This window comes from Corynebacterium ulcerans, assembly GCF_000767685.1.
Classification (GTDB): domain Bacteria; phylum Actinomycetota; class Actinomycetes; order Mycobacteriales; family Mycobacteriaceae; genus Corynebacterium; species Corynebacterium ulcerans.
In genome coordinates this window covers 404,291-430,574 of record NZ_CP009622.1, presented here as the reverse complement: position 1 = coordinate 430,574, position 26,284 = coordinate 404,291, and the positions used below count along the sequence as shown (strand labels likewise).

Genomic DNA, 26,284 nt, shown 5'->3' with positions numbered 1-26,284 from the left:
TAAACTGACACGTATTTTTTCTTTCTATAATTCGACAGACTTCCTAAAGAATGGGATCTTTATCACCATAGAAGGTGTGCTACTTCAACAAAATCTGTATTTTTTACCATTTTCGGAAGAAAACAAAAATGTCCGATTACTGCTTTTCTTTTCCGGTTCACCCCCTAACCGGATAATTTTTAGGAATACTGCGCTGAAGATTCCTCAAAAAATCAAGAGGAAAAGCGCCAGAAGACGCAAAAACAAAGCCACCCACTACCGATTAGTGGGTGGCTTTGCTTTAAGCTATCTTTACATAGCTAAGGCTCAATCAGGATAAGAACTCTTAGTTCTCAGCCTTCTTGAAAGGGAAGCCCAGTTCACGCAGAAGCGCGCGGCCTTCCTCATTGTTGGTTGCAGTGGTAACAACGGTGATGTCCATACCACGAGGACGGTCAACCTTATCTACGTCGATTTCGTAGAACATGGTCTGCTCAGCAAGACCGAAGGTGTAGTTGCCGTGTCCGTCGAACTGCTGGTCAGAAAGACCACGGAAGTCACGAATACGAGGCAGAGCAACAGTCAGCAGGCGGTCCAGGAACTCCCACATGCGGTCGCCACGAAGGGTAACGCGTGCGCCAATCGGCATGCCCTCACGGAGCTTGAAGTTAGCGATGGACTTCTTTGCACGACGCAGCTCAGGCTTCTGACCGGTAATAAGGGTCAGATCCTCAAGTGCACCGTTGATCAGCTTGGAGTCACGTGCAGCGTCGCCGACGCCCATGTTGACAACAACCTTGGTCACACCAGGAATCTGCATGACGTTCTCAAAGGAGAACTCTTCATTCAGTGCGGTGCGGATTTCTTCGCGGTAGCGGGTCTTCAGACGCGGGGTGTAGTTCTCGCTCATGATTAGATGTCCTTCCCGTTACGACGCGAGATACGGACCTTCTTGCCGTTCTCATCGAAGCGGTAACCGATACGGGTCGGGTTACCGTCGGAGTCCAGAACCATGACGTTAGAGACGTGGATTGGAGCTTCCTGGGTGACAATTCCGCCAGACTCAGCGCCGCGCTCTGGAGCAGAGTTAGCAACGTGCTTCTTTACACGGTTAACACCCTCAACGAGGACCTTATCGGCCTTCGGGAAAGCCTGGATGACCTTACCCTTAGCACCCTTATCGGGGCCGGAGATCACTAGAACCATATCGCCCTTATGGACCTTCATTCTTAGATCACCTCCGGTGCAAGAGAAACGATCTTCATGAAGCGCTTGTCGCGCAGCTCACGAGCAACAGGGCCGAAGATACGGGTACCCTTAGGCTCGTTGTCATTCTTGATCAAAACGGCAGCGTTCTCATCGAAGCGAATGTAGGAGCCGTCTGCACGACGGGTTTCCTTCTTTGCACGAACAATAACAGCCTTAACGACCTCGCCAGCCTTGACGTTGCCGCCGGGGGTTGCTTCCTTGACAGTCGCGACAATAACGTCGCCGATGCCAGCAAAGCGTCGAGTGGAGCCACCAAGAACACGGATGCACAGAATCTCTCGTGCACCAGTGTTATCGGCAACCCGCAGACGCGATTCCTGCTGAATCACTATGGGTCTCCTGACCTGGATGTTTGTGCGGCAGATTTCCGAACTGACGCACGCGGTCTATGTACTACCACCTACACATTCTCAACGAACCATAAATGGTCGAGGGGTCTCGGCCGCGGCACTCGGAAACTAGCACGCAATCAGCCGACCTATATAGGCAACCTGAACATTTAACCATAAGGACTACTACCCCAGCAAGCCTGACCCAACCACGCTTCTAAAGCCCATTTTCGACACTCCCCACCCCAAGCCACACCCTCGCCTAGAAACACTCCACAACCCGCGGCCAACCCCCTACAGACCACCCCCAAAAGAGGAGAAAATGGGTAGTTTCCATTGTGAAGCTTCCTTACAAACAGCCTGTTGACCAATAGGAAAGAGTGGAATAAATTTAGTTTCCAACATTTATTCCTCACTTTCTAAATTTCCAAATTAAGGTTACTGCCATGTATTAACGAACAAAAAAGAGCGCTAAGCACCTAAGGGCGTGATGGAAATAATTAATTTAACCTTCCTTGAAAAATCACACAAAAACACGTCCAACTCTGCTAATTTTCATAATTAATATGAACTGACTCACGTTAGAGGAATGTAGTGACCCTCTTTACTTTTGACAGTTAAGGCTTCACCACATTCCCCATAAAATTCCGACAGGCAGCCCATCCTATGATCAAGTTTTTAGTTAAGAAAACGCTTGGCTGGTTGGCCATGATTTTTCTCGCGGTGAACCTTACATACTTTCTCGCGTCTTTTTTCCTTAATCCGCGTTCAAACTATGTAGGCCGTCGGCCGCCTGTACCAGAATCGCGTATCGACGCAATACTGACTCCGCTTAATCTCAACGACAAAGAACCCCTCCTTGAGCGCTGGTGGCACTGGCTTTCCAACATCATCCTTCACTGGGACTGGGGTTCTTCTCCCCTAGGCGATTCTGTAAATTCTCAGATCTCCTATCGGATCTGGGTTTCTGCCCAGTTACTGCTTCTCGCCACAATCATTTCCGTGCTACTTGGCGTAGGCATAGGTGTTTTCACTGCTTCTCGCCAATACAAAGCAGGCGACCGAGTATTCCAATTCATCTCCATCTTGACCATGAATATTCACGTCGTGGTGGCATCGATCGTGGTCGTATGGCTTGCTATTAAAACTAACCAGACCCTAGGCACCAACCTCTTCTTTGTCACAGGATCATCATCTGTCGGTGTTGAGGGATTTTTACCCAAACTTATCGATTACGCACAGCACCTCATCCTGCCCACCGTTTCGCTCATCATCATCTCTTACGCGAGCTACCACTTTCTCCAACGCTCAATATTGCTCGACAACATCGACGCCGACTATGTGCGTACTGCCCGTGCAAAGGGACTAACAAGGGCTCAGGCTGTGCGTCGACACGCTCTACGTACGTCCATCATTCCTGTAGCTACCACCGTTGCATTCTCCATACCTGGAATTTTTACTGGTGCGATCATGACCGAAACGATCTTCGGGTGGCAAGGAATGGGGCAATATTTCGTCTCCACTATTAATAAAAATGACATCCATGGAGTCGTCGCAGTCGCGGCCTTTGGTGCTCTTATGACGGCCATAGGCGCAGTCCTCGCAGACATCTTCGTTGTCATCCTCGATCCACGAGTCCGGGTGAGCTAACATGCGCAAGGAATACCGTAATAACGGCGAAGACCGACACGAAGATCTTTCACCAAATGCTCTGCCTACAGCAGATCTCACGGTTTCCAGTTCTCCGCTGACGCAAACCAATACGTCTAGTGTCACAGAGACGGAAATCCTCAATGCCCAGCAAGGTATTGAAACAGCACATGTCTCGGTTCAAAAACCGATGAACAAATATCGCCTCTACCTGCGCCGTTTCCTCCGCAACAAGATGGCAGTAGTCGGATCGATAATCCTGTTCTTACTCATCCTGCTTGCAATTTTTGGTTCGCTGCTAGCTCAGTGGGACTTTGATGACCCAGACTTTTTAGCTCTAAGCAGCCCACCGTCCCCGGAACATTGGTTTGGCACAAGCTCTTCGGGAAATGATCTCTTTGCCATGGTCATTCATGGCTTGGGTCGCTCACTTACCATTGCCATCTCTGTTTCCCTTGCTACCACTATGATCTCCGCATTCGTCGGTGCCACCGCTGCATTACTGGGTGGTCGTCCCGAGCGTGCGATCTTAGGAGTTATTCACTTCCTCCTGGTCATCCCTTCCTTCCTTATCATTGCTCTCATCGTCTCCGGTTCCGGTGGTGACTGGAAACTACTCATCGTGGTCCTGATTGCATTCGGATGGATGTACTACGCCCGGGTGATCTGGTCTATGTCGATTTCCCTACGAGAACGTGAATACATCAAGGCAGCCCGCTATATGGGGGTCTCCAATTTCACTATCATTCGCCGCCATCTTATTCCCAACATTGGCTCGCTTCTTGTCATTAATGCCACGCTAGGGGTAGTCAGCGCGGTCATGAGCGAAACTGGTTTGTCCTTCTTAGGCCTTGGAGTCAAGATCCCCGACGTCTCACTCGGAACCTTGCTCTCTACCGGAGCAAATTCACTCTTATCCTCACCATGGGAATTCTATTTCCCGGCTGCCGTGCTTACTCTCCTCACCGTCTCCATGGCGTTCATTGCAGACGGTCTCCGCGACGCGCTCGATCCCAATTCCGCAGCAGTTGGAAAGGCTTAAATCATGACTAATCCAGTCCTTAGCGTCCAGAACCTCAATGTCACCTTCCCTTCAGAAGCTGGAAACGTCAACGCAGTTCGCGGTGTTTCTTTTAACCTTTATCCCGGTCAAACCCTTGGCATAGTGGGAGAATCTGGTTCCGGAAAATCCGTAACATCTATGGCCGTCATGGGTTTGCTGCCCGACTACGCCACAGTGACAGGCTCTGTTCAACTTCATGACCGCGAGCTCATCGGGCTTTCCGACGACGCCATGTCGAAAATACGCGGCAAAGAAATCGGAATGATCTTCCAAGATCCGCTCTCGGCCCTAACCCCAGTGTTCAATGTAGGGTCTCAGATCGTCGAAGCTTTGCGCTGCCACCAAAAAATCTCTAAGGCCAAAGCATGGGACACCGCTATCGAGCTTCTGGACCTCGTTGGCATACCCGATCCCAAGCGGCGCGCCCTTGCGTTTCCTCACGAATTTTCCGGTGGCATGCGCCAACGCGTTGTAATAGCCATTGCCATCGCCAATAATCCGTCAGTTCTTATCGCGGACGAGCCCACCACGGCGCTCGACGTGACCATTCAGGCCCAGATCCTCGACCTGATCAAGATGGCGCAAAAAGAAACTAACGCCGCAACGATCATGATTACTCATGACATGGGCGTTGTAGCGGGCACTGCAGACAACGTGATGGTTATGTATGCAGGACGCCCCGTAGAATACGCCGGAGTTCACGAGCTTTTCAGCGAGCCTAAGATGCCTTATACCGTCGGCTTGCTTGGTTCTATCCCCTCTGTACACAAGCGCGAAAAGGTCTCCCTTACCACTATTGAGGGAAGCCCTCCGATCGTGGTTAATCTGCCCGACGAGTGCTCTTTTGCCCCGCGGTGCCCCATAGCCACAGCTGAGTGCCGTACAACTGAGCCTGGACTCCTGCCCATTAATGATAAGCATCAGGCAGCGTGTATCCGCTCTGCCGAGATCTCCCACGGAGAACTTCATGGCGCTCCGATTTTTCCTACGCCTCCTGTTCATGAGGGTGCCCTCATACGGATCCCTCGAGAGAAACGCTCCTGCGTTCTGAGTGTCTCTGATCTGACTAAAACCTTCCCTTTGGTCAAGGGTGCTCTCTTAAAACGAACGGTGGGAGAAGTCCGAGCGGTGAGCGGGCTGACCTTTGACATCAAAGAAGGTGAATGCTTTGCTATCGTCGGCGAATCTGGCTGCGGTAAAACCACCACGCTGCTAGAGATCATGGATCTGGCCCCGCAAACGCCCACTCAGATTCGATTAGGTGAGCAAGATGTCGCGGGCATATCCAAGCATCAACGGCGACTCCTGCGCAAAGATATTCAGATCGTCTTCCAAGACCCCATGGGAGCTCTTGATCCACGGCTCACTGTCGCAGAAATCCTCCGCGAGCCTCTCGATGCCTTGGGATGGGACGGCGATAAAAATGAGCGTATCCGCGAGCTTATCCAATTAGTCGGGTTAAACCCTGCCCATATTGATAGGTTCCCCGGCCACTTTTCCGGTGGCCAACGCCAGCGCATTTCTCTCGCCCGCGCGCTTGCTGCCAATCCCAAGTTGATTGTCCTGGATGAACCCGTTTCCGCTCTCGATGTCTCTGTTCAGGCAGGGATGTTGAACCTCCTCGATGAGCTTAAAGCACGCCTAGGCATCAGCTACCTCTTTGTGGCTCACGACCTCTCCGTTATCCGTCATATCTCTGACCGCGCCGCAGTAATGTACTTGGGCCGTTTTGTCGAGCAGGGCGATACAGATTCTCTCTTTGATAATCCGCAGCACCCCTATACCAAAGCGCTGCTCTCGGCGATTCCGCTGGCGGATCCCATCGCCGAGCGCAATCGAAGACGGATCATCCTCGCTGACTCGCAGCCTTCCCCTACGGAGGAAATCACAGGTTGCGCGTTTCGGGGACGATGCCCGCTCTACGCCACGCTTGGCGACGCCCACCAGCGTCGATGTCGCGACGAAGAACCGGAGGTACGCCGAATAGACAATTCAGAACAATCAGACCATCTTCACGCTTGTCACTTTGCGGGTACTCCTCTCAATTAACCCTCTCAACTTAGGAAGAAAGGCATGACCATGAAACTCAGAAGTCCCAGCGGAAAATTAGCCGCTGTGTTTGCTGCAAGCGCGTTATTCCTTGCAGGATGCGGCAGCGACTCCCCCGCGTCGAAGGACGCTCAGACTGCCGATACCATCAGTGTCGCTGATTACAATGCCTTGGATCGCGACAAGGTCAAGCAGGGAGGCACATTCACCACTGCTATTGGTGAAATCTCCGAACAACAGAATCGCCACCACGCAGATTCCACGCGTTACACCACTATGCTGTGGGAATGGTACAACCCGACAATTATTGATTCCACTCCAGAAGGCGAGTTCTCTTTTAACAAGAACTACGTAACGGATGTCAAGGAAGAATCCTCGAATTCCAAAACCAAACTCGTCTACACCATCAACGACAAAGCTGTCTTCAATGATGGAACTCCCATCGACTGGCGTGCTTTTGAGACCACGTGGAAGATCAACAACGGCAAGGACCCTGCGTTTGTTCCTTCAGCCACCGACGGTTACGAGAACATCACTTCCGTGACCAAGGGCACTACTGACAAGCAAGCTGTCGTAGAATTCGACAGCACCTACCCCTGGTGGACAGGCCTATTTAGTATCATCGCTCATCCGGCTTTGAATGATCCACATAATTACAATGATTATGTAAAGAAGCTGCACCCGGAATGGGGCGCAGGACCCTACAAGGTGGAATCTATTGATTTCAACCGAGGCGAAGCCACGTTCGTCCCCAACGAAAAATGGTGGGGTGACGCACCAAAGCTAGATAAGCGCATCTTCCGCCAAATGGACACCGCTGCGGCCGTCAATGCCTTTAAGAATGGCGAAATCGACGCTACAGCTGTTCCGTCGAAAGACCGCTACGCCGCAGTCAAGGATATGCAGGGTATCGAGCTTCGCACCGGACGCTTGCCTAAGAACGCACTGCTGTTGCTCAACGCAAAGTCCGATATTTTGCAAGACATCAAGGTACGGGAGGCAGTAGCTCGTGGCCTAGACCGTAAGCTGCTGTCCTCTATATGGTTCCAAGGTGTTCCCTACACCGAGGATCCTCCCGGATCTCTCATCAGCTTCCCCTTCCAGAAGGACTATCAGGACAACTTCTCCAAGGTAGCTACCTTTGATGCGGACAAAGCTAAGGCCATTCTTGATGAAGCCGGCTGGGTTGAAGGCCCCAACGGGATCCGTGAAAAGGACGGCAAGCCCCTAGCTATTCGATATGTTTTGGTTGGTGAAGATGAGCAGACTACATCTGTTGCTAAAGCTAGCCAAAAAATGCTCAAAGATATCGGTATCGATTTGAAGATCGAGACTCATCCATCTTCTGATTTCTCCAAACTTGCTACCAGTGACGACTACGACATCTTCCCCATCGGTTTCAATGCCGGAGATCCTTTCGGCGTCGCGTACTTTGGACAGATGTATCTCTCAGATTCCCAGCTCAATCGTTCTCACGCGGGAACCCCTGAACTTGATGCTAAGATTCGCGAACTCCAGGCGCTTCCTACCCGTGAGGAACAAATCAAACGTGGAAATGAACTGGAAGTAGAGGCTTTCGCTCGCTACGGAGTAATCCCTGAGTTCAACGGCGTTAATATTGTCGCTGTGAAGAAGGGACTTGCTAACTACGGCGCTTATGCTTTTGCTAGCGTCCCTGTAGAAAACATCGGCTGGGCTGCCGAATAAAATAATAAAGCCAGACCATAGCTCTGAACTGGGCTTGGTCTGGCTTTACTCTTACTACCCGCAATAATCTATTGCATAAGAAAACGCGGTGTATATCTCAATTCCTCAAGATATACACCGCGTTTGTTATTAGCTAGGAGCTAATTCTCTGTCAAAGACTACTTAGCCTTCTCGATGATCTCAACGAGACGGAAGTGCTTGTCCTTGGACAGCGGACGAGTCTCCTCGATGCGGACGAGGTCGCCGACGCCGGCGATGCTGTCCTCATCGTGTGCCTTGACCTTCGAGTTGGTACGAATGGTCTTGCCGTACTTGGCGTGCTGCTTGCGGTCCTCAAGCTCAACAACGATGGTCTTCTGCATCTTGTCAGAAACCACGTAGCCGGTGCGGACCTTGCGTGCGCCCTTTTCCTTCTTGTTCACGTTTGCCTCACTCATGTTTAAGCCTCAGCTCCCGGAACCTCGGACAGGCCCAGCTCACGCTCGCGAATAACGGTGTAGATGCGGGCGATGTCGCGCTTTACCGTGCGAAGGCGGCGGTTGTTGGTCAACTGGCCGGTAGCAGCCTGGAAGCGCAGGTTGAACAGCTCTTCCTTGGCCTCGGTCAGACGGGTCTTCAGCTCCTCGGCGTTCAGCTCGCGAAGCTCGTGTGCGGGGGTACCGTTAGCCATTAGAACTGGTCCTCCTTCTTAACGATACGAACTTTGCAAGGAAGCTTCTGGCCTGCACGGCGCAGAGCCTCAAGAGCTACCTCTTCATTCGGGAAGCTCATCTCGAAGAGGATACGACCCGGCTTGACGTTAGCGATCCACTTCTCCACAGGGCCCTTACCGGAACCCATACGCACGCCGAGCGGCTTCTGGGTCAGCGGACGATCCGGGAAGATGTTGATCCACACCTTGCCACCACGCTTGACGTGGCGGTTGATGGCGATACGTGCAGACTCGATCTGACGGTTGGTGATGTAGGCAGGCTCAAGAGCCTGGATGCCGTAGTCACCGAAAGTGATGCGGTTACCGCCCTTGGACACGCCACTACGAGTCGGACGGTGCTGGCGACGGTATTTGACGCGCTTAGGGATAAGCATTCTTAGCCCTCCTGCTTCTGCTCAGCGCGGTTACGACGCTGGCCACCGCGACGCGGGCGTGCGTTGCGGTCACCACGGCGGCGACGCTCTGCGGGTGCATTGATCTCGCTCTCACGACGACCACCGACGACGTCACCCTTGTAGATCCACACCTTGACGCCAATGCGTCCGAAAGTGGTGTGTGCCTCGTAGGTGCCGTAATCGATCTCGGCGCGGAGGGTGTGCAGCGGAACGCGACCCTCATGGTAGCGCTCGGTGCGGGACATCTCGGCACCGCCGAGACGACCGGAACAAACAACCTTGATGCCCTTGACCTGTGGCTGGCGCATTGCAGACTGGATAGCCTTACGCATTGCGCGACGGAATGCCACACGGTTGGTCAGCTGCTCGGCGATGGACTGAGCCACCAGCTGAGCGTTTGCATCAATGTTCTTGACCTCGAGGATGTTGAGGGCGACCTGCTTGCCAGTGAGCTTCTCCAGCTCTTTGCGCAGACGGTCTGCCTCAGAACCACGACGACCAATCACAATGCCCGGACGAGCGGTGTGAATATCGACGCGGACGCGATCGCGGGTGCGCTCGATAACGATATCGGCGATACCTGCACGGTCCAAGGTCTTTACCAAGTACTCGCGGACACGGATGTCCTCAGCAACGTACTCGGAGTAGTTCTTGTCGGCGTACCAGTGGGACTTCCACTCGGAAGTGATGCCCAAACGTAGGCCGTGAGGATGGATTTTCTGGCCCACTACTTGGCCCCTTCCTTCTGGCTCTCAACAACCACGGTGATGTGGCTAGTGCGCTTGCGGATCTGGAAAGCACGACCCTGAGCGCGGGGGCTGAAACGACGCATGGTCGGACCCTCGTCAGCAAAAGCCTCAGAGATGACCAGGGAGCGGCGATCTAGACCGAAGTTGTTCTCAGCGTTAGCGGCTGCAGAAGCAACGACCTTTGCAACCGGCTCAGAAGCAGCCTGCGGAGCGTACTTCAGGATTGCGAGTGCTTCCTCGATGGACTTGCCGCGGACCAGATCGATCACGCGACGTGCCTTCATAGGAGAGACACGGACGAAGCGCGCGGTAGCGCGTGCGGAGGTGACAGATTCACTCATCGCTTATCGACGTCCCTTCTTATCGTCCTTGATGTGACCCTTGAAGGTCTTGGTGGGTGCAAACTCGCCGAGCTTGTGGCCGACCATAGAGTCGTCCACGAACACTGGCACGTGCTTGCGACCGTCGTGGACGGCGAAGGTGTGGCCAATGAAGTCCGGGAGAATGGTGGAACGGCGGGACCAGGTCTTGATGACCTGCTTGGTGCCCTTTTCGTTCTGAGCATCGACCTTTGCGAGGAGGTGCTCATCGACGAACGGGCCCTTCTTAAGGCTGCGTGGCATCTAAGTTTTCCTCCTCTTAGCGCTTCTTGCTCTTGTTCGTGCGACGACGCGACACGATCATATTGTTGCTGTAACGGTTGGGGTTGCGGGTACGACCCTCTTTCTTTCCCCATGGGGAAACAGGGTGACGACCACCCGAGGTCTTACCTTCACCACCACCGTGTGGGTGATCGACCGGGTTCATAACGACACCACGGACGGTCGGGCGGACGCCCTTCCAGCGCATACGGCCGGCTTTACCCCAGCGGATGTTGATTTGGTCAGCGTTGCCGACCTCGCCCACGGTTGCACGGCAACGGATATCCACGCGGCGGATTTCCGAAGACGGCATACGCAGAACTGCGTACTTACCAGCTTTACCGAGGAGCTGGATGGAGGCACCAGCGGAACGAGCCAGCTTAGCGCCTGCGCCCGGCTTCAACTCGACGCAGTGAATGGTGGTACCAGCAGGGATGTTACGCAGCGGAAGGTTGTTACCAACCTTGATGTCTGCAGCAGCACCAGACTCGATCATCTGGCCCTGCTTCATGCCCTTAGGAGCGATGATGTAGCGCTTCTCGCCATCTACGTAGTGCAGAAGCGCGATGTTAGCGGTACGGTTCGGGTCGTACTCAATGTGAGCGACCTTTGCGGGAATGCCGTCTTTGTCATTACGACGGAAGTCGATGACGCGGTACTGGCGCTTGTGTCCACCGCCCTTGTGGCGAACGGTGATGTGGCCGTGAACGTTACGGCCGCCCTTCTTAGGGAGCGGGCGAACCAGAGATTTTTCCGGAGTCGAACGAGTGATCTCGTCGAACATGGAAACGGAGCTCTGGCGGCGACCCGGGGTTGTCGGCTTGTACTTACGAATAGCCATAATTTGTCCTTACCTCGAACCTTAAGCGGCGGAGCCGCCGAAGATGTCGATTGCGTCGCTGCCCTCTCGAAGCGTCACGTAAGCGCGCTTGGTTGCCTTGCGTACGCCGTAACCGGAGCGAGTGCGCTTGCGCTTGCCCTCACGGTTAGCGGTGTTAACAGAAGCAACCTTGACGCCGAAGATCTGCTCGATTGCGATCTTGATCTCGGTCTTGTTGGCGGTAGGAGCAACGAAGAACACGTAGGTGTTCTGCTCCATCAAGCCATAAGACTTCTCGGAGACGACCGGGGCGAGAATGATGTCACGGGGGTCTGCGATCTTAGCCATTACTTCTCCTCCTGAGCCGCGCCGGTGACGCGGTTGATGAAGGTGTTCAAAGCCTCGACAGAGAACACAACGTCATCAGACTTGAGGACGTCATAAGTGTTCAACTGATCAGCGAACAGGATGTGAACGCCGGGCAGGTTACGAGCACTCTTCTGTGCGGTGGTGTCCTCACGACCGACAACGAGAAGAACGTTGCGACGATCGGTGATGCGCTCAACAAAAGCGCGTGCGGACTTGGTGGAAGGAGTCTGACCAGCGACCAACTCGGTGATCACGTGGATACGCTCGTGGCGAGCGCGATCCGACAGTGCACCGTACAGAGCAGCCTTGATCATCTTCTTCGGGGTGCGCTGGCTGTAGTCGCGTGGCTTAGGGCCGTGCGAGATGCCGCCACCGGTGAAGTGAGGAGCACGGATCGAGCCCTGACGAGCGCGGCCGGTACCCTTCTGACGGAACGGCTTGCGTCCGCCACCGGAGACCTCAGCGCGGGTCTTGGTCGAGTGAGTACCCTGACGCTTTGCAGCAAGCTGTGCGTTGACAACCTGGTGCATAAGTGCCACAGAAGCTTCACGATCGAAGATCTCTGCTGGCAGTTCGACTTGACCGTCGGTCTTGCCCTCAGCGGTGAGGACGTCCAACTTTAGGTTGGTCATGCGTGTGCACCGCCCTTCACTGCAGTCTTAACGGTAACGATGCCACCGCGGTTGCCAGGAATAGCGCCCTTGATCAGAATCAGGTTGGCATCTGCATCAATCTTCTGAACCTTCAGGTTCTGGGTGGTGACGCGATCATTACCCATGCGGCCTGCCATGCGGGTGCCCTTGAAGACGCGACCTGGGGTAGCGCAGGCACCGATGCCACCGACGCGGCGGTGTGCAGCCTGGTTACCGTGGGCAGCGCCCTGACCTGCAAAGCCGTGGCGCTTCATAGCACCTGCGTAGCCCTTACCCTTGGTCGTTCCGGTGACGTCAACGAAGGTGATGCCTTCGAAGATCTCAACGGTAACGTCCTGACCGAGCTCGTATGCAGAAACGTCGTTCATACGGATCTCTGCAACGTGACGGCGAGGGGTAACGCCAGCTTTCTTGAAATGACCAGCTGCAGGCTTGTTTGCCTTGCGAGGGTCGATGTCGCCGTAGGCGATCTGGATGGCGTTGTAGCCATCGGTTTCGATGGTGCGAATCTGGGTGACCACACACGGCCCAGCTTCAACGACGGTAACCGGGATTACTCGGTTGTCCTCGTCAAAGATCTGGGTCATGCCGAGCTTGGTGCCCAGAATGCCCTTGATCTCAGTTTCACTCATAAGTTATTCTCCGCTGCCAAAAATTTCGTCGATCACTGAATATTCACGTCGACGCTGGCCGGAAGGTCGATGCGCATAAGAGCGTCAACCGTCTTCGGCGTCGGGTCGAGGATGTCGATCAGGCGCTTGTGAGTGCGCATCTCGAAGTGCTCGCGAGAATCCTTGTACTTATGGGGAGAACGAATAACGGCGTATACGTTCTTTTCGGTGGGCAACGGCACCGGGCCGACGACACGTGCACCCGTACGGGTCACGGTCTCGACGATTTTGCGTGCAGACGCATCAATCGCCTCGTGATCGTAGGCCTTCAGCCGAATGCGGATCTTTTGTCCCGCCACGCTTATCCTCTTCCTCGCTTGTCCCACATCCTAGGGATTGGTGGGAATCGCTCTTAATATCTCTATAACGTTGTCCGGACCTTAAGGGCCTGGGCGCAACGCCAGTTCTTACTTGACTGTCTATGACGACTTGGTGGAGTTAGTGGACGTGGACACAAACACACGCCATAACACCTGACGGGGTACAAGACCCGCATGTCAAGCCGGAAGGGACCTAAATATCTCGCGATAAGCGTGGCCCTTACGTACTGCCGCTGTTTATTTGCCATGCCCCTTCACTCCGGCCCTCAAGAAAAACGTGCATTGCACTCAATCTCTTAAGGATCCTTCCGTTTCCCTCTTTACGTTTCCGTTCAGAGGTTCACCATGAAGGTGTCATGTTTGCTTCACCAGCAGTAATTCAAAATCTTCACACTCATATGCGCGACCATTTTGCACTTACTGTGTCAAAGCAACCTTTGTATTTAAACATCAATAGCCATTCAGCACAACCCTTCTCGGAACTTTCTCCACACTTTTCACGTGTTTTCCATCACATAGAAAGATTTCTAGCTTTTCGACGCCCCCGCGTTCTTATCACGTCGCCTTGCCTAAAAATTGTCCACATCGTTATCCACATAGAGCAGTCCTCCCCTCCCCTTTTAAGAAAAACCCTTTTAGTATGGAGTACGTAACTTTAGGGGCTACAAAACCGGCTGCGTACTTGTTACACCGCCACTCATAAGGAGGATCGTCTCATGTCCGACACACAGAATGCTCCAGCAGTAGAAACCTCAACTACTGGTTCCACTACCGCATTAGAAACCACACACGGCAGGACTGTCATTGAAGACACCGTCGTGGCAAAGATCGCTGGCCTAGCCACCAGAGAAGTATCGGGGGTCCATGCCGTCGGCGGCAACGCTGCACGCGTAGTCGGGGCACTGCGCGACTCGATTCCCGGATCACGCACCAATCTTCAACAAGGCGTTGAGGTGGAAGTTGGCGAACGGCAAGCCGCCGTGGACGTTGCCATCGTCGCTGAATACGGAGTCGCCATTCACCAGTTGGCGCAGGCAATTCGGCAGAATATTATTACTGCCATTGAAAGGATGACAGGCCTTGAGGTCACCGAAGTTAATGTCACTGTTCATGACGTCCATCTGGAGCTGGATGAAGACGAAAGTGAAGCCAACGATTCTCCTACACATACCCGCGTCCACTAAGGAGTCTTCATAGTGTCAACCCCGCGGCCATCAGGACTTCCTTCTCTCCCCTCATACGAATCTGCGCATGCACTAGCAGAAAAGATCCTTGGGATTGACGGTGTTGCGGAACTCCGCGGCGGACGTTTTGGTGAGGTAGCACTCCTCTATCCACGGCGCAAAATCACCGGGCTCAGATTAGATGATGTGCAGGGCCACCAGGCCCTTGAGGTAAATGTTGCCGCTTATTACGGATATAACTTCGCGGAGCTTACCCAATCAATCACTGCTGCTGTGGCGGATTCTGATTTCTGCGATGTTACTTCGATTGACGTGGTCATCAGCGACGTCGTAAAGCTAACCCAGCTCAAGGAGCTTTAATGTTTCAGAATAAAACCCTTCTCGGCGCAATCCTCGGCGTTTTGGTGATCTTTGCAATCCTGTCGGGTCATTTGCTCACGCTCCTCATTCTGGCGGTCGCTGGAGGCATAGGTGCCCTTATCGGCGCGCACTTTGATGGAAAGATCGACTTGTACAAGATTTTCCACGACCTCGTTGAGAATCTCCGACGCGGAGGCCGCGGATAATGACAGCCGCTCCGGTAACCATTACGGATCGGGCGCTTACCAAGCTAGCTAAAGCGGCGGTGAACTCAGTCCCCGGCACAGTACGCGTTCCGCGCCGCGCTGGCCGCTCGCTTCCGCGTATCGACGTCCGACGCGATGATCTTCACTCACCTCCCACGGTAGAAGCCTTCATTGCAGTATCGTGGCCCAGTCCGGTGACAGCCGTGGCCGAAAATGTAGCCACGGCAATTGCTGAGTGGTTTTCCGTCTATGCGGGCATTCAGGATGCTCCGGTGAATGTTGTAGTCACCACACTTAACCACGGCACACGGATTGAGATCGCACCGGAACTGCAGTCACCCCAAGTAACGCATCCCGTGGCTCCTGAAGCCCAATCACTCATGCCCATCGTCACCGCACCTCTGCGCCCGCTTAAACCAATAATTATCCAAAGAATTGAGTCAAGGAGGAGCCATGGATAGTCCCACTGCTATCAAAGGACGTCCCGCCGCCCGCCTTGCCGCAATTCTTATTGGACTCGTGGCTATAGGCATTGGCTTTGTCGCCGCGCGAGAACTTTGGTGGGTGCGAACTGAAGGCCACCACGGCCACGCCTGGTTAGACCCAGTGCTTCGTTTCATCTCTGACGTCACATATCAGCCATGGATGTTGGTTGCAGGGGTAGCCACGGTGATTCTCGCGCTGATCTTGATAGCTATTGCGTTCAAGCCCCGACCGCGCACTCACGTGGCGCTTATCGACACCGCCACCTGTTATGTACGCCCCCTTGATATCGCACGCCTAGCCACGCTAAACGCCAAGCAGGTCCCTGGGGTCAACCAAGCGCACACCACAGTAAATGGTTCTGCTCGCTCCATCAGAGTGGTCGCATCAGTTAATTCACAGCAGCTTGGGGAGGCTCATACATACGAGGAGCGCATTCGCTCTGCAGTTGAGCCACTTACTCTGAAGCTGCACACGCGTCCCAAACTCAAAGTTGTCGTGAGAGGTGAAGGTTAATGAAACGATCTACGGCTAGTTTCGACCGTCTCCTTTGTCTCCTCGTCGGCGTTCTTCTCGGTGCGCTGGCTGTGTGGACCATCGCCCTCAATTTTGATCTTCCATGGGCACAGCACCTCGCTGATCTCGCTGAATTTCCTCGTTGGTACCAAGCCTCTCAGCAACGCTGGTTCGATGTTGCTTTGTTCTTCGCTGCGGTCATCTTCTTAATCAGCGGAGTCTGGATTGTGGTTGCCAATATGCGCCGCAATCGTATTTCTCGCGTCGCGCAGAATAACGGGAAGATTAGTGTCAACATAGACCACATAGCAGAACTAGCAGCCGAAGACATAGGAGAACTCGATCCTGTCATCTCCGCTCACGGGCATGCGGAAAGGCGCGGTGAAGAAACAGTCATCGCCCTCACTATCCTCTTGGAATCGGTACCAGATGCTCTAAGCATCCAGCAGGCACTTCAGCAGCTAGACCAGGACATAGCAACAGCGTTACCAAACACTCCCGTGCGTACCGAATACCGCGTGCATATGGCTAAAGTTGAAAATTAAGGATAAAGCCGGTCGACGCCCGCCACACCCCGCAATAGCTCGGGGTCTACCGGGGTTCCTTCCCTAAAAATTGAGAGTTCTCCCGTGGGCTCAAGAATCACGCACTGCACCATGTCTATGCGGTGTATCCCAGCTCGTCTAATGGCGAATCGGACGTCCGACTTAGCCAGGTGAGTCTTACGCAATTCTTCAAAGATCCACTCACCATGCACCAGCACTATGCGAGGACGTCCGTCAAAGGTCTGCCGTAAACCAGAAGAAACGCTGCGCGCGGCCCCGAACATCGCTTCCAGCAGCATCAGAGTTATCAACCCGATCACACCAGCGGCGAGCGTCGGCGGATGTCCGATGATAACGCGACCTGCCACAGCCCCAACCATCGTGAGGACCACCGCGTCAAAGGCTGTCATACGGGAGAGGACTCGTGCACCGAATATTCGGATCATCAGTAGGAAAACAAGATAAATACCAACCCCCGCAATAACCACAACGGGGATGCGCCATGGCTCGATGGTTAGTTGCTCTACGAGGATAGGTTTAAACTCCTGCACCACAAGAACTTTACCGGCAGTAGAAAGATCAGTGACGTTACCCAAGGATAATTGCTGTGATAACTGGGAGTTCGACTACATGGCGTTCCTTAGTCAGTAGCTTTAGCGGCTTTTCCATTTCGGGCAACCACGCCTGCAGAACCCAATATTCATTGGTCTCCACCTCACGACGCCTACGCACAAAATGACGCGCTTGATGGCCTCGTTGGAGAACCACGGAGGCGTCGGCAAGCTCAATCACGCGCGTATCCGTGTCTTCCACCAACATCGTCTTCTCAATACGGCAAATCGTGTCCAGGCGATGTTCGATGCCTTCGTGGTCGGCCACAACGAGGGGTGAGCCGACCCGTGCTTGCACGAGAGATTTGTAGTTCCACCAGATAGGTTGCTGCCAACCGCGAAGCAGCGCAATGCGCTCCGGGGTAAGTACTGCGGTGATGTTGTTGGCAAGCAGCACGCTGTATTGCCCAGTGACCTTGGAGAGCGTCCCGGGATAGGTGGTGGCAATCGTCATGCATATGTCCTGGGCATCTTTATCGGAGATTCCCCACGTGAGTCCGTGTGTGCTCAGCATGCCCATGAGCGCAGCAAAATCCAGATCTGGCTGGCCTTCCCACACTTCTCGGACGGCATCAAGCATTCTATCCATGCGGGAGCGATCGATCATGGGTTCTGATTTTATCCCACGGCATAAAAAATCCGCCCTGGCATATAAACCAGAGCGGATTTTTACAAGCCTAGCAGCGAACTGCTAAAAGATCATTACTTGATGATCTTGGTGACGCGGCCAGCGCCAACGGTGCGGGAGCCCTCGCGGATAGCGAAGCGCAGGCCCTCGTCCATAGCGACAGGCTGGATCAGGGTGACGGACATGTCGACGTTGTCGCCAGGCATAACCATCTCGGTGCCCTCAGGAAGCTTCACAACACCGGTAACGTCGGTGGTGCGGAAGTAGAACTGAGGACGGTAGTTGTCGAAGAACGGGGTGTGGCGGCCGCCCTCGTCCTTGGAAAGGACGTAGACAGAGCCCTCGAACTCGGTGTGAGGTGTGTAAGCGCCTGGCTTAACAACAACCTGACCGCGCTCGACGTCTTCGCGCTTGATACCACGGAGGAGGAGACCACAGTTGTCGCCAGCCTCGGTGTAGTCGAGAAGCTTACGGAACATCTCGATACCGGTAACGGTGGTCTGGGTGGACTTTTCCTTGATACCGATGATCTCAACGTCTTCGTTGACGTTCAGCTGGCCACGCTCAACACGGCCGGTAACAACGGTGCCACGACCGGTGATGGTGAAGATGTCCTCGATAGGCATGAGGAATGGCTTGTCGGTCTCGCGCTCTGGATCCGGGATGGAATCGTCGCAAGCCTGCATGAGCTCGAGGATGGACTTGGTCCACTCCTCGTCGCCCTCGAGAGCCTTAAGAGCGGAGATGTGGATGATTGGAGCCTCTTCATCGTAATCCTGCTCTGCGAGCAGCTCACGGATCTCCATCTCGACGAGCTCGATGATTTCCTCATCGTCAACCATGTCGCACTTGTTAAGAGCAACAAGGATGTAAGGAACGCCAACCTGGCGAGCGAGCAGAACGTGCTCACGGGTCTGAGGCATTGGGCCGTCGGTAGCAGCAACCACGAGGATTGCGCCGTCCATCTGAGCAGCGCCGGTGATCATGTTCTTGATGTAGTCGGCGTGACCCGGAGCATCCACGTGTGCGTAGTGGCGCTTCTCGGTCTGGTACTCAACGTGGGAGATGTTGATCGTGATGCCACGCTCCTTCTCCTCCGGTGCCTTGTCAATGGCGTCGAAGGCGAAAGCCTCGTTCAGATCCGGGTATGCGTCAGCCAGAACCTTGGTGATAGCAGCGGTAGTGGTGGTCTTGCCGTGATCGACGTGACCGATGGTACCGATGTTAACGTGCGGCTTAGTACGCTCGAACTTAGCCTTTGCCACTGTGTGTCCTCCTGGACTTCGTGGTGGCTACGATTTCGCAGCCACGAGTTGACAGTTGCTGTACATTCTGACCGCTAATTCGGCAGTCTGGCAGTACAGCTATTTACTAATGTGCCAGTTACATGATCCTAGGGTCACACGGTGTTTTTATCAAACCACCGAAGGATCCAGATGGATCTTACAGGGTAACGGCCGGCTCAGCATTCCGCAGGTGGAAATACTCAACGAGCCGCTACCCCTTTCGTACCGCCCTTTTCCCCACCAGCACAGGAGGGAAAAGGACATAGTACGAGAGGGCTTAACGCTTAGGCAGTGCCGTTGCGCTCAGCAACGATCTCGGTTGCTACGTTGGTCGGAACCTCTGCGTAGGAATCGAAGATCATGGTGTAGTTAGCGCGGCCCTGGGTGCGAGAGCGCAGGTCACCAACGTAACCGAACATCTCGGACAGCGGAACCTTTGCCTTGACGACCTTGGCACCAGCACGGTCATCCATTGCGGAGACCTGGCCACGGCGAGAGTTGATGTCGCCGATAACGTCGCCCATGTACTCCTCAGGAGTAATAACCTCAACAGCCATCAAAGGCTCGAGAAGAACTGGCTTTGCCTTTGCAACAGCCTCTTTAAGAGCCTGAGAGCCAGCAAGCTTGAAGGCCATTTCAGAGGAGTCAACCTCGTGGTATGCGCCGTCGATAAGCGTTGCCTTGATGTTTACCAGCGGGAAGCCAGCGAGGTAACCGTACTGCATTGCATCCTGGATACCTGCGTCCACGGAAGGAATGTATTCCTTCGGGATGCGGCCACCGGTAACGGCGTTCTCGAACTTGTAGATTGCGGACTCGCCCTCTTCCAAGGTCTCCACCTCAGGAGCGTAAGGCTCGATGCCGATGATGACCTTAGCGAACTGACCGGAACCACCAGTCTGCTTCTTGTGGGTGTACTCAAGCTTCTCGACGGTCTTACGGATGGTCTCGCGGTATGCAACCTGCGGGTTACCAACGTTAGCTTCGACCTTGAATTCGCGCTTCATGCGGTCAACAAGAACGTCGAGGTGGAGCTCGCCCATGCCGCCGATAACGGTCTGGCCGGACTCTTCGTCGAGCTCAACGGTGAAGGTTGGGTCCTCTTCAGAAAGCTTCTGAATAGCGGTACCGAGCTTCTCCTGGTCAGACTTGGTCTTTGGCTCGATGGAAACCTTGATCACTGGGTCCGGGAAGTCCATGGACTCAAGGATGATCTGGTCGTTCTTATCGCAGAGGGTGTCACCAGTAGTGGTGTCCTTCAGGCCGATGAACGCGTAGATGTTACCAGCGCGTGCCTCGTCAACAGGGTTCTCCTTGTTGGCGTGCATCTGGAACAGCTTACCAATGCGCTCGTTCTTGCCCTTGGTGGAGTTGGCAACCTGAGCACCAGGCTCAACAATACCGGAGTAAACGCGAACGAAGGTGAGCTTGCCAAAGAACGGGTGAGCTGCGATCTTGAACGCAAGAGCCGAGAAAGGCTCGTCGACGGAAGGCTTACGCACCAAGTCCACAGACTCGTCGCCGACCTTGTGTCCGTGAACCTCTCCAATATCCAATGGGGTTGGGAGGTAGTCGATAACAGCGTCGAGCAGTGGCTGAACGCCCTTGTTGCGGTAAGCGGTACCACAGAGAACTGGGTAGATCTCAGAGTTAACGGTCAGCTTACGGATACCGGCCTTGAGTTCTTCGATGGTGAGTTCCTCGCCACCGAAGTACTTCTCCATGAGAGCCTCATCGGACTCAGCAACGGTCTCAACGAGCTTCTCGCGGTATTCAGCAGCCTTGTCAGCCAAGTCAGCTGGGATCTCCTCGATAACTGGCTCAGCACCGGTCTCAACCTTGCCGCGCCACGTGATGGCCTTCATCTCAAGAAGGTCAACAACGCCATCGAAGTCATCTTCAGCGCCGATAGGCAGCTGCATGACCAATGGCTTAGCACCGAGGCGATCGATGATGGTCTGAACGGTGAAGTAGAAGTCTGCACCTAGCTTGTCCATCTTGTTCACAAAGCAGATACGGGGAACGTCGTACTTAGCAGCCTGACGCCACACCTGCTCGGACTGAGGCTCAACGCCCTCTTTACCGTCGAACACTGCAACTGCGCCGTCGAGAACGCGAAGGGAGCGCTCAACCTCAACGGTGAAGTCCACGTGGCCTGGGGTATCGATGATGTTGACCTGGTTGCCGTTCCAGAAACAGGTAACAGCAGCGGAGGTAATGGTGATGCCGCGTTCTTTCTCCTGCTCCATCCAGTCAGTGGTGGAAGCACCATCGTGGGTCTCGCCGACCTTACGGTTGATGCCGGTGTAGAAGAGGATACGCTCGGTGGTGGTGGTCTTACCGGCGTCAATGTGGGCCATGATGCCGATGTTGCGGACCTTGTTCAAGTCCTTAAGCACTTCTTGTGCCACAGTTGTCCCTAACTTATGTAGCTGGAGTGGTCTTTTGCCCTAAAGCGATGAACGCTGTAGGAAGACGCACTCACTGCACGGATAGTTCGTGTTTATTCTGCCAAAAACTCGTTGATTTCTCAGCCGAGTTCCAACAAAACGTGAAAGTTTACGAGATCTTTCCTATGGAAAAGTGACCCAACTGGCGGTGCGCAGCTTCTCACGTCTCCTTGTCGCCGTGGTTTTACACGTGCGCAACGAGGGTGAAAACTCTGAGCCGCCCCAGTCGGGTCACAATACGCATACGAATTACCAGCGGTAGTGGGCAAAGGCGCGGTTAGCCTCAGCCATCTTGTGGGTGTCCTCGCGACGCTTCACAGAAGCGCCCAGGCCGTTCGCTGCATCAAGAATCTCGTTAGCGAGACGCTCGATCATGGTGTTCTCGCGGCGCTGACGGGTGAAAGTGACCAACCAACGCAGAGCCAGGGTGTTTGCACGACCCGGGCGAACCTCGACAGGAACCTGGTAGGTAGCGCCACCGACACGACGGGAACGAACCTCAAGGTCAGGCTTGATGTTGCCAAGAGCCTTCTCAAGGGTAAGAACAGGATCAGTACCGGTCTTTTCCTTGCAGATGTCCAGTGCACCGTAAACGATACGCTCAGCGGTGGACTTCTTGCCGTCCAGCAGAACCTTGTTTACCAGCTGGGTAACAACCTCAGAGCCGAAAACTGGATCTTTAACGATAGGACGCTTGGGAGCTGCATTCTTACGCATTGATTACTTCTCCTTCTTTGCGCCGTAGCGGGAGCGAGCCTGCTTACGATCCTTCACGCCCTGGGTATCCAGTGCGCCACGGATGATCTTGTAGCGAACACCCGGAAGGTCCTTCACACGACCACCACGAACGAGCACCATGGAGTGCTCCTGGAGGTTGTGGCCCTCACCTGGGATGTAAGCGGAAACCTCAATGCCGGAGGTAAGGCGCACACGGGCAACCTTACGCAGAGCGGAGTTCGGCTTCTTAGGGGTAGTGGTGTACACACGGGTGCACACGCCACGACGCTGCGGGGAACCCTTCAGGGCTGCAGTGGAAACCTTTGCAGTCTTATCGTGGCGGCCCTTGCGGACCAGCTGCTGAATAGTAGGCATAGCCGTCTTTCTCAATCGGTACTTTTCTTCGAAGCTGAAAACCTCGAAGAAGTTATCGCTTCATGTGCCTGGCTAGTGCGGAATAGATCTTAAAAGACCCTAGACAAACCAAAAAAGGGGCTCTTTTCCGGGGCCGCTTCCGCATTTACCACAACGCTTCAATCCACTGTGGACTGGTGCGTAATCTTTTAAAGAATCACGCCCCGGCACCAACCAGGCAAAACGTCAGGCTCCCACCATCAAACACGTGGGACTAGCACACAACCTACAGCATCCACCCCATACAAGCAAGCCCAAGGCCTAAAAAGCGCAACATGGCAAACCGACCACCACAGCGTTGTCGCTTTTGAGAACGCTAGCCCCCTACCTACCAACAAAAGCTCAAGAGAAAATTTCCAGCGTTCTCAAAAACGACATTTTACCGCGACCGCACTCTATTCTCCCGCTAAAACCACAACCCCAAGCCCAGAAGAGCGGGCTCCTTCATAAAAGTCAGTAAAGGAGCGAATTGCCTCCCCAAGCCCAGCTTCCTGCACCGCACTGCTATCCACAGAAGAAAGGTCCGACAGCACTTTTTCTACGCGTTGCGGCGCAACAATCCCTACCATCGGGTCTCCCACAATGATCTCTTCCCCATCAACCGCGGCTGTACTCAGCCCTGCCGAATGCAACAGCTCCTGTACATCCATCCATGCGGCAGCAACGTCAAAAAGCTCTCCGTGGCTGCCCGTATAGAGGGCCTCCACCAGATCGTCATCTTTAATACGAAGGTCATCGAGAATCCAGTCCTCGACTGCCACATAAGAGTTGTAAGACATATTCATTCCTCCACCATTTTCTATTGCAGTCGCCGAGACTACCCGCAGTGGCGCCAAGAGTGTCACCCCACGCTATTAAACTCCCACCACCACAAACAATAAAGTAATGCAACTCACAAATGGATAAAAGTCGTGAAATGAACGACAAATGTCACGCCCACAAGATGTACCAGCGTTTCCGCAAGGCAAGCCACAGTCACACCACAACATCTAGTAATTGATGACATTTCAACAACTATATACTGTAGTTACAAAGGGATAATTCCGCCTATGTTATTCCCTATGAGCGAATCCCATGTTAATTCCCGTTCCACTATCGAGGAATACCTCGACCGATCGGACTGGCGCGTCAATGCCAACGCAAACCAGGACTACTCCCTCGGCGGAATGATCCTCAATTCGGCGGGAAAAATCACTGCCAATTATTGGTTGGATAACGTCTTCAGTCCAGAAGCCGGGCAAGCGCATCGCGATGGCACCATCCACATTCATGATCTGGATATGCTTTCCGGCTATTGCGCAGGCTGGTCTTTGCGCCAGCTTCTGGAACAGGGATTCAATGGTGTTTCAGGCACAATCTCCTCACATCCCCCCAAGCACTTCTCTTCCGCATGCGGGCAGATAGTCAATTTCCTTGGCACCCTGCAGAATGAGTGGGCCGGAGCACAAGCGTTCAGCTCTTTTGACACATACATGGCCCCCTTTGTCCGCTTGGATAACCTCAGCTACGACGATGTCCTCCAACAAATGCAGGAGTTCATTTTCAATCTCAATGTCCCCTCGCGCTGGGGCACACAGACGCCGTTTACCAATCTCACTTTCGACTGGACCTGCCCCGAGGATCTGCAGGACCAGGTTCCATTCATCGGCGAAGAGCCACAGGCTTTTACGTATGGAGAACTGCAAGCAGAGATGGACATCATCAATCGCGCATTCATTGAGGTCATGAGTGCAGGCGACGCGGATGGACGCCCCTTCACTTTCCCCATCCCCACGTACAACATCACCAAGGATTTCGACTGGGATTCGTCGAATTCCAAAGCTCTCTTCACCATGACCGCGAAATATGGTCTGCCCTATTTCCAAAACTTTATTAACTCCGACCTTGATCCCGGCATGATTCGCTCCATGTGCTGCCGCCTGCAACTGGACCTCCGCGAACTGCTCAAACGCGGTAATGGACTCTTTGGCTCGGCGGAGTTGACTGGTTCCATCGGCGTGGTCACTCTCAACTGTGCCCGCTTGGGGTATCTCCATGCTGATGATGAGGCAGGCCTGCTGGCAAGCGTCGAAAAGCTTGTTGAACTCGGCATAGAAACCCTCGAACGCCGCCGGGCTTTTGTGGCTAAGCAAATGGACGCGGGCCTTTACCCCTACAGCTCTCGGTGGCTGCCGAGCTTGGACAATCATTTCTCCACGATCGGAGTTAACGGCTGCAATGAGATGATCCGTAATTTCACCCACGACGCCTACGACCTCACCGATCCTCAGGGCCATGCTCAGGTAGCTCGCCTGCTTGACCACATCAACGAGCTCCTGGTCAAGGCCCAAGAACGCACAGGCCATCTGTTTAATCTTGAGGCCACCCCCGCAGAGGGAGCCACCTACAGGCTGGCCAAGGAGGATATTAAGCGCTACCCCGGAATCCTTCACGCTGGTACGGATGAAGAACCCTATTACACCAATTCTTCTCAGCTGCCGGTGTCTCATACCCCAGATCCCTTTGAAGCGCTTGCGCTCCAGGAAGATCTGCAATCCAAGTACACCGGCGGGACCGTGCTCCACCTTTACATGGGGGCCGCTATGAGCGATGGGGAGGCTTGCGCAAAGCTTGTCCGACGTTCATTGGAAAACTTCCGTCTCCCTTACGTCACGATCACTCCCACATTCTCCATTTGTCCCACCCACGGCTATATTTCCGGCGAGCACCCAGAATGCCCCGATTGTGGAGAAAAGACTGAGATGTGGACCCGAGTGATGGGTTACTTCCGTCCTGTTCAGAGCTTTAATACCGGAAAGAAGGGCGAGTTCCATGAGCGCACCTACTTTGCGGAAACCCTTGCCTGATACGGCGACTGCCCAGCTGCCGATCGCGGGGATCATTCCCTTCTCCGCGACGGATTGGCCGGGGAAACTCACTGCAACAGCCTTCACCCAGGGGTGTCCCCTACGCTGTGTGTATTGCCATAATCCGCAGTTGCAGGACTTTACGCCCGGCGCGCACTCGCTTGCGGAGTTTCTCTCCTTTTTGGATTCTCGACATGGGCTTATCGACGCCGCCGTGATCTCAGGTGGTGAGCCGACGTCCGTCCACGGTCTAGCAGATGCGATAGCCGCTATCCATGGCATCGGATTCCCCGTGGGGATTCACACGTGTGGTTATGCGCCGCGTCGCCTTGCTGAGCTGGTGAGGGACCCTGCCACCACTCCGGATTGGGTGGGGCTCGATATCAAGGCTTTGCCCCGGCATATGCATGAGGTCACAGGGTGTTCGCCCCGAGTGGCAGTGTCTGTGTGGGAATCGCTGCGGATTCTGCAGACCGCTGGGGTGGCGGTGACGCTGCGCACCACGCTGTGGGAAGGCTCTGTTATTGAGCAGAATCTCGACGAACTACGTTCCTTGGTTGCTGCCCGCAGCCTGGAGGCTTCTGCAGAGCTTGTTATTCAGCATGCGCGGGCTGCCGACGGAAGCCCCTGGGTGCCAGGTCATTCCGAGTAAAAGTCCACGT

General features: G+C 54.2%; 33 protein-coding genes. 12 read left to right on the top strand and 21 right to left on the bottom strand.

Features of this window, described 5'->3' with window-relative positions; translation table 11 throughout:
- Positions 1–325: 325 nt before the first annotated feature.
- Genes rplE through rplN form a run of 3 tightly spaced genes read right to left on the bottom strand, consistent with a single transcriptional unit; the run spans position 326 to position 1,577 of the window.
- Complete coding sequence (gene rplE, locus CULFRC11_RS02015) at positions 326–889, bottom strand: 50S ribosomal protein L5 (RefSeq protein WP_013910805.1); 564 nt, start codon at positions 887–889, stop codon at positions 326–328.
- 2 nt (positions 890–891) lie between these two features.
- Positions 892–1,206 carry a 50S ribosomal protein L24 gene (gene rplX / locus CULFRC11_RS02010; protein ID WP_013910804.1) on the bottom strand — a complete coding sequence of 105 codons (315 nt, stop codon included), beginning with the start codon at positions 1,204–1,206 and terminating at the stop codon, positions 892–894.
- Between the two features lie 2 nt (positions 1,207–1,208).
- Positions 1,209–1,577 carry a 50S ribosomal protein L14 gene (gene rplN, locus CULFRC11_RS02005; RefSeq protein ID WP_013241217.1) on the bottom strand — a complete coding sequence of 123 codons (369 nt, stop codon included), beginning with the start codon at positions 1,575–1,577 and terminating at the stop codon, positions 1,209–1,211.
- 666 nt (positions 1,578–2,243) lie between these two features.
- Here rplN and CULFRC11_RS02000 point away from each other — a divergent pair.
- From CULFRC11_RS02000 to CULFRC11_RS01985, 4 genes are read left to right on the top strand one after another with little or no spacing between them, the layout of a single operon-like run.
- A complete protein-coding gene (locus CULFRC11_RS02000) occupies positions 2,244–3,227 on the top strand; it encodes an ABC transporter permease (RefSeq protein WP_023635114.1) in 984 nt (327 codons plus the stop codon).
- Position 3,228: 1 nt separating this feature from the next.
- Complete coding sequence (locus tag CULFRC11_RS01995) at positions 3,229–4,269, top strand: ABC transporter permease (RefSeq protein WP_023635113.1); 1,041 nt, start codon at positions 3,229–3,231, stop codon at positions 4,267–4,269.
- Positions 4,270–4,272: 3 nt separating this feature from the next.
- Positions 4,273–6,339, top strand: a complete 2,067-nt coding sequence (locus CULFRC11_RS01990) for a dipeptide ABC transporter ATP-binding protein (RefSeq protein WP_038620340.1) — start codon at positions 4,273–4,275, stop codon at positions 6,337–6,339.
- Positions 6,340–6,369: 30 nt separating this feature from the next.
- Complete coding sequence (locus tag CULFRC11_RS01985; protein ID WP_031269997.1) at positions 6,370–8,046, top strand: ABC transporter family substrate-binding protein; 1,677 nt, start codon at positions 6,370–6,372, stop codon at positions 8,044–8,046.
- A gap of 158 nt (positions 8,047–8,204) precedes the next feature.
- Here CULFRC11_RS01985 and rpsQ read toward each other — a convergent pair whose 3' ends face one another.
- The 11 genes from rpsQ to rpsJ are packed head-to-tail and all read right to left on the bottom strand — an operon-like array spanning position 8,205 to position 13,355.
- Positions 8,205–8,483, bottom strand: coding sequence for a 30S ribosomal protein S17 (rpsQ, locus tag CULFRC11_RS01980; RefSeq protein WP_013241211.1), 279 nt, complete (start codon positions 8,481–8,483; stop codon positions 8,205–8,207).
- 2 nt (positions 8,484–8,485) lie between these two features.
- A complete protein-coding gene (rpmC, locus tag CULFRC11_RS01975; protein WP_004566751.1) occupies positions 8,486–8,716 on the bottom strand; it encodes a 50S ribosomal protein L29 in 231 nt (76 codons plus the stop codon).
- Entirely contained in the window at positions 8,716–9,132 is a 417-nt protein-coding gene (rplP, locus tag CULFRC11_RS01970) for a 50S ribosomal protein L16 (protein ID WP_013241210.1), read from the bottom strand. The genes rpmC and rplP overlap by 1 nt, the downstream gene beginning before the upstream one ends.
- Before the next feature lie 2 nt (positions 9,133–9,134).
- Positions 9,135–9,881, bottom strand: coding sequence for a 30S ribosomal protein S3 (gene rpsC, locus CULFRC11_RS01965; protein WP_013910799.1), 747 nt, complete (start codon positions 9,879–9,881; stop codon positions 9,135–9,137).
- Positions 9,881–10,243, bottom strand: coding sequence for a 50S ribosomal protein L22 (gene rplV / locus CULFRC11_RS01960; RefSeq protein ID WP_013910798.1), 363 nt, complete (start codon positions 10,241–10,243; stop codon positions 9,881–9,883). Before rplV ends, rpsC begins: the two co-directional genes overlap by 1 nt.
- A 3-nt stretch (positions 10,244–10,246) precedes the next feature.
- Positions 10,247–10,525 (bottom strand): 30S ribosomal protein S19, encoded by a 279-nt coding sequence (gene rpsS / locus CULFRC11_RS01955; RefSeq protein WP_013241207.1) that lies wholly within the window; start codon positions 10,523–10,525, stop codon positions 10,247–10,249.
- Positions 10,526–10,541: 16 nt separating this feature from the next.
- Complete coding sequence (rplB, locus tag CULFRC11_RS01950; RefSeq protein WP_013910797.1) at positions 10,542–11,384, bottom strand: 50S ribosomal protein L2; 843 nt, start codon at positions 11,382–11,384, stop codon at positions 10,542–10,544.
- Between the two features lie 21 nt (positions 11,385–11,405).
- Positions 11,406–11,711 (bottom strand): 50S ribosomal protein L23, encoded by a 306-nt coding sequence (gene rplW / locus CULFRC11_RS01945; RefSeq protein WP_023635110.1) that lies wholly within the window; start codon positions 11,709–11,711, stop codon positions 11,406–11,408.
- Positions 11,711–12,364 (bottom strand): 50S ribosomal protein L4, encoded by a 654-nt coding sequence (rplD, locus tag CULFRC11_RS01940; RefSeq protein ID WP_013910795.1) that lies wholly within the window; start codon positions 12,362–12,364, stop codon positions 11,711–11,713. The genes rplW and rplD overlap by 1 nt, the downstream gene beginning before the upstream one ends.
- Positions 12,361–13,017, bottom strand: coding sequence for a 50S ribosomal protein L3 (gene rplC, locus CULFRC11_RS01935; protein WP_023635109.1), 657 nt, complete (start codon positions 13,015–13,017; stop codon positions 12,361–12,363). Before rplC ends, rplD begins: the two co-directional genes overlap by 4 nt.
- Before the next feature lie 32 nt (positions 13,018–13,049).
- Positions 13,050–13,355 carry a 30S ribosomal protein S10 gene (rpsJ, locus tag CULFRC11_RS01930; protein ID WP_003854291.1) on the bottom strand — a complete coding sequence of 102 codons (306 nt, stop codon included), beginning with the start codon at positions 13,353–13,355 and terminating at the stop codon, positions 13,050–13,052.
- A gap of 737 nt (positions 13,356–14,092) precedes the next feature.
- On the opposite strand from rpsJ, the gene CULFRC11_RS01925 reads away from it, so the two are divergent.
- Genes CULFRC11_RS01925 through CULFRC11_RS01900 form a run of 6 tightly spaced genes read left to right on the top strand, consistent with a single transcriptional unit; the run spans position 14,093 to position 16,670 of the window.
- Positions 14,093–14,560 carry an Asp23/Gls24 family envelope stress response protein gene (locus CULFRC11_RS01925; RefSeq protein ID WP_013910794.1) on the top strand — a complete coding sequence of 156 codons (468 nt, stop codon included), beginning with the start codon at positions 14,093–14,095 and terminating at the stop codon, positions 14,558–14,560.
- A 12-nt stretch (positions 14,561–14,572) separates the two neighbouring features.
- Entirely contained in the window at positions 14,573–14,920 is a 348-nt protein-coding gene (locus CULFRC11_RS01920; RefSeq protein WP_023635107.1) for an Asp23/Gls24 family envelope stress response protein, read from the top strand.
- The gene (locus CULFRC11_RS01915) at positions 14,920–15,126 is read left to right on the top strand and encodes a hypothetical protein (protein ID WP_013910792.1); all 207 of its coding nucleotides are present in this window, start codon (positions 14,920–14,922) and stop codon (positions 15,124–15,126) included. Before CULFRC11_RS01920 ends, CULFRC11_RS01915 begins: the two co-directional genes overlap by 1 nt.
- Positions 15,126–15,587: an Asp23/Gls24 family envelope stress response protein gene (locus tag CULFRC11_RS01910; protein ID WP_023635106.1), complete on the top strand. Its 462-nt coding sequence runs from the start codon at positions 15,126–15,128 to the stop codon at positions 15,585–15,587. The genes CULFRC11_RS01915 and CULFRC11_RS01910 overlap by 1 nt, the downstream gene beginning before the upstream one ends.
- On the top strand, positions 15,580–16,125 hold the full coding sequence (locus tag CULFRC11_RS01905; RefSeq protein ID WP_023635105.1) for a DUF6286 domain-containing protein: 546 nt from the start codon (positions 15,580–15,582) through the stop codon (positions 16,123–16,125). The genes CULFRC11_RS01910 and CULFRC11_RS01905 overlap by 8 nt, the downstream gene beginning before the upstream one ends.
- Positions 16,125–16,670: a hypothetical protein gene (locus CULFRC11_RS01900; RefSeq protein WP_014525326.1), complete on the top strand. Its 546-nt coding sequence runs from the start codon at positions 16,125–16,127 to the stop codon at positions 16,668–16,670. Before CULFRC11_RS01905 ends, CULFRC11_RS01900 begins: the two co-directional genes overlap by 1 nt.
- Here the strand turns inward: CULFRC11_RS01900 and CULFRC11_RS01895 are convergent.
- The 7 genes from CULFRC11_RS01895 to CULFRC11_RS01865 all read right to left on the bottom strand — a co-directional run bounded on the left by CULFRC11_RS01895 (position 16,667) and on the right by CULFRC11_RS01865 (position 23,555).
- Positions 16,667–17,224, bottom strand: a complete 558-nt coding sequence (locus CULFRC11_RS01895) for a DUF421 domain-containing protein (protein ID WP_038620937.1) — start codon at positions 17,222–17,224, stop codon at positions 16,667–16,669. The two genes, CULFRC11_RS01900 and CULFRC11_RS01895, sit on opposite strands and share 4 nt — an antisense overlap.
- A 34-nt stretch (positions 17,225–17,258) precedes the next feature.
- A complete protein-coding gene (locus tag CULFRC11_RS01890) occupies positions 17,259–17,888 on the bottom strand; it encodes a hypothetical protein (RefSeq protein WP_023635103.1) in 630 nt (209 codons plus the stop codon).
- 95 nt (positions 17,889–17,983) lie between these two features.
- The gene (tuf, locus tag CULFRC11_RS01885; RefSeq protein WP_013241194.1) at positions 17,984–19,174 is read right to left on the bottom strand and encodes an elongation factor Tu; all 1,191 of its coding nucleotides are present in this window, start codon (positions 19,172–19,174) and stop codon (positions 17,984–17,986) included.
- Positions 19,175–19,479: 305 nt separating this feature from the next.
- Positions 19,480–21,606 (bottom strand): elongation factor G, encoded by a 2,127-nt coding sequence (gene fusA / locus CULFRC11_RS01880; protein ID WP_013910786.1) that lies wholly within the window; start codon positions 21,604–21,606, stop codon positions 19,480–19,482.
- Between the two features lie 288 nt (positions 21,607–21,894).
- Positions 21,895–22,362, bottom strand: coding sequence for a 30S ribosomal protein S7 (gene rpsG, locus CULFRC11_RS01875; RefSeq protein WP_013241192.1), 468 nt, complete (start codon positions 22,360–22,362; stop codon positions 21,895–21,897).
- A 3-nt stretch (positions 22,363–22,365) separates the two neighbouring features.
- The gene (gene rpsL / locus CULFRC11_RS01870; protein WP_013241191.1) at positions 22,366–22,737 is read right to left on the bottom strand and encodes a 30S ribosomal protein S12; all 372 of its coding nucleotides are present in this window, start codon (positions 22,735–22,737) and stop codon (positions 22,366–22,368) included.
- Between the two features lie 434 nt (positions 22,738–23,171).
- On the bottom strand, positions 23,172–23,555 hold the full coding sequence (locus tag CULFRC11_RS01865; RefSeq protein ID WP_031269987.1) for a hypothetical protein: 384 nt from the start codon (positions 23,553–23,555) through the stop codon (positions 23,172–23,174).
- A 270-nt stretch (positions 23,556–23,825) separates the two neighbouring features.
- On the opposite strand from CULFRC11_RS01865, the gene CULFRC11_RS01860 reads away from it, so the two are divergent.
- Entirely contained in the window at positions 23,826–25,622 is a 1,797-nt protein-coding gene (locus CULFRC11_RS01860) for a ribonucleoside triphosphate reductase (protein ID WP_023635101.1), read from the top strand.
- A complete protein-coding gene (locus CULFRC11_RS01855; protein ID WP_023635100.1) occupies positions 25,588–26,274 on the top strand; it encodes an anaerobic ribonucleoside-triphosphate reductase activating protein in 687 nt (228 codons plus the stop codon). Before CULFRC11_RS01860 ends, CULFRC11_RS01855 begins: the two co-directional genes overlap by 35 nt.
- Positions 26,275–26,284: the final 10 nt, after the last annotated feature.

Excerpts from the sequence above, each read along its gene's own strand:
- CULFRC11_RS01860 (WP_023635101.1), top strand. The coding sequence starts at position 23,826 with ATGTTATTCCCTATGAGCGAATCCCATGTTAATTCCCGTTCCACTATC.
- rpsS (WP_013241207.1), bottom strand. The coding sequence starts at position 10,525 with ATGCCACGCAGCCTTAAGAAGGGCCCGTTCGTCGATGAGCACCTCCTC.
- rpsG (WP_013241192.1), bottom strand. The coding sequence starts at position 22,362 with ATGCGTAAGAATGCAGCTCCCAAGCGTCCTATCGTTAAAGATCCAGTT.
- rplE (WP_013910805.1), bottom strand. The coding sequence starts at position 889 with ATGAGCGAGAACTACACCCCGCGTCTGAAGACCCGCTACCGCGAAGAA.
- CULFRC11_RS01855 (WP_023635100.1), top strand. The coding sequence starts at position 25,588 with ATGAGCGCACCTACTTTGCGGAAACCCTTGCCTGATACGGCGACTGCC.
- CULFRC11_RS01915 (WP_013910792.1), top strand. The coding sequence starts at position 14,920 with ATGTTTCAGAATAAAACCCTTCTCGGCGCAATCCTCGGCGTTTTGGTG.
- CULFRC11_RS01990 (WP_038620340.1), top strand. The coding sequence starts at position 4,273 with ATGACTAATCCAGTCCTTAGCGTCCAGAACCTCAATGTCACCTTCCCT.
- rplC (WP_023635109.1), bottom strand. The coding sequence starts at position 13,017 with ATGAGTGAAACTGAGATCAAGGGCATTCTGGGCACCAAGCTCGGCATG.
- rplV (WP_013910798.1), bottom strand. The coding sequence starts at position 10,243 with ATGAGTGAATCTGTCACCTCCGCACGCGCTACCGCGCGCTTCGTCCGT.
- CULFRC11_RS01865 (WP_031269987.1), bottom strand. The coding sequence starts at position 23,555 with ATGTCTTACAACTCTTATGTGGCAGTCGAGGACTGGATTCTCGATGAC.
- CULFRC11_RS01905 (WP_023635105.1), top strand. The coding sequence starts at position 15,580 with ATGGATAGTCCCACTGCTATCAAAGGACGTCCCGCCGCCCGCCTTGCC.
- CULFRC11_RS01995 (WP_023635113.1), top strand. The coding sequence starts at position 3,229 with ATGCGCAAGGAATACCGTAATAACGGCGAAGACCGACACGAAGATCTT.
- rpmC (WP_004566751.1), bottom strand. The coding sequence starts at position 8,716 with ATGGCTAACGGTACCCCCGCACACGAGCTTCGCGAGCTGAACGCCGAG.
- rplB (WP_013910797.1), bottom strand. The coding sequence starts at position 11,384 with ATGGCTATTCGTAAGTACAAGCCGACAACCCCGGGTCGCCGCCAGAGC.
- rpsL (WP_013241191.1), bottom strand. The coding sequence starts at position 22,737 with ATGCCTACTATTCAGCAGCTGGTCCGCAAGGGCCGCCACGATAAGACT.
- CULFRC11_RS01925 (WP_013910794.1), top strand. The coding sequence starts at position 14,093 with ATGTCCGACACACAGAATGCTCCAGCAGTAGAAACCTCAACTACTGGT.
- CULFRC11_RS01985 (WP_031269997.1), top strand. The coding sequence starts at position 6,370 with ATGAAACTCAGAAGTCCCAGCGGAAAATTAGCCGCTGTGTTTGCTGCA.
- rpsQ (WP_013241211.1), bottom strand. The coding sequence starts at position 8,483 with ATGAGTGAGGCAAACGTGAACAAGAAGGAAAAGGGCGCACGCAAGGTC.
- CULFRC11_RS01900 (WP_014525326.1), top strand. The coding sequence starts at position 16,125 with ATGAAACGATCTACGGCTAGTTTCGACCGTCTCCTTTGTCTCCTCGTC.
- CULFRC11_RS01910 (WP_023635106.1), top strand. The coding sequence starts at position 15,126 with ATGACAGCCGCTCCGGTAACCATTACGGATCGGGCGCTTACCAAGCTA.
- CULFRC11_RS02000 (WP_023635114.1), top strand. The coding sequence starts at position 2,244 with ATGATCAAGTTTTTAGTTAAGAAAACGCTTGGCTGGTTGGCCATGATT.
- rplW (WP_023635110.1), bottom strand. The coding sequence starts at position 11,711 with ATGGCTAAGATCGCAGACCCCCGTGACATCATTCTCGCCCCGGTCGTC.
- rplD (WP_013910795.1), bottom strand. The coding sequence starts at position 12,364 with ATGACCAACCTAAAGTTGGACGTCCTCACCGCTGAGGGCAAGACCGAC.
- rplP (WP_013241210.1), bottom strand. The coding sequence starts at position 9,132 with ATGCTTATCCCTAAGCGCGTCAAATACCGTCGCCAGCACCGTCCGACT.
- CULFRC11_RS01890 (WP_023635103.1), bottom strand. The coding sequence starts at position 17,888 with ATGATCGATCGCTCCCGCATGGATAGAATGCTTGATGCCGTCCGAGAA.
- rplX (WP_013910804.1), bottom strand. The coding sequence starts at position 1,206 with ATGAAGGTCCATAAGGGCGATATGGTTCTAGTGATCTCCGGCCCCGAT.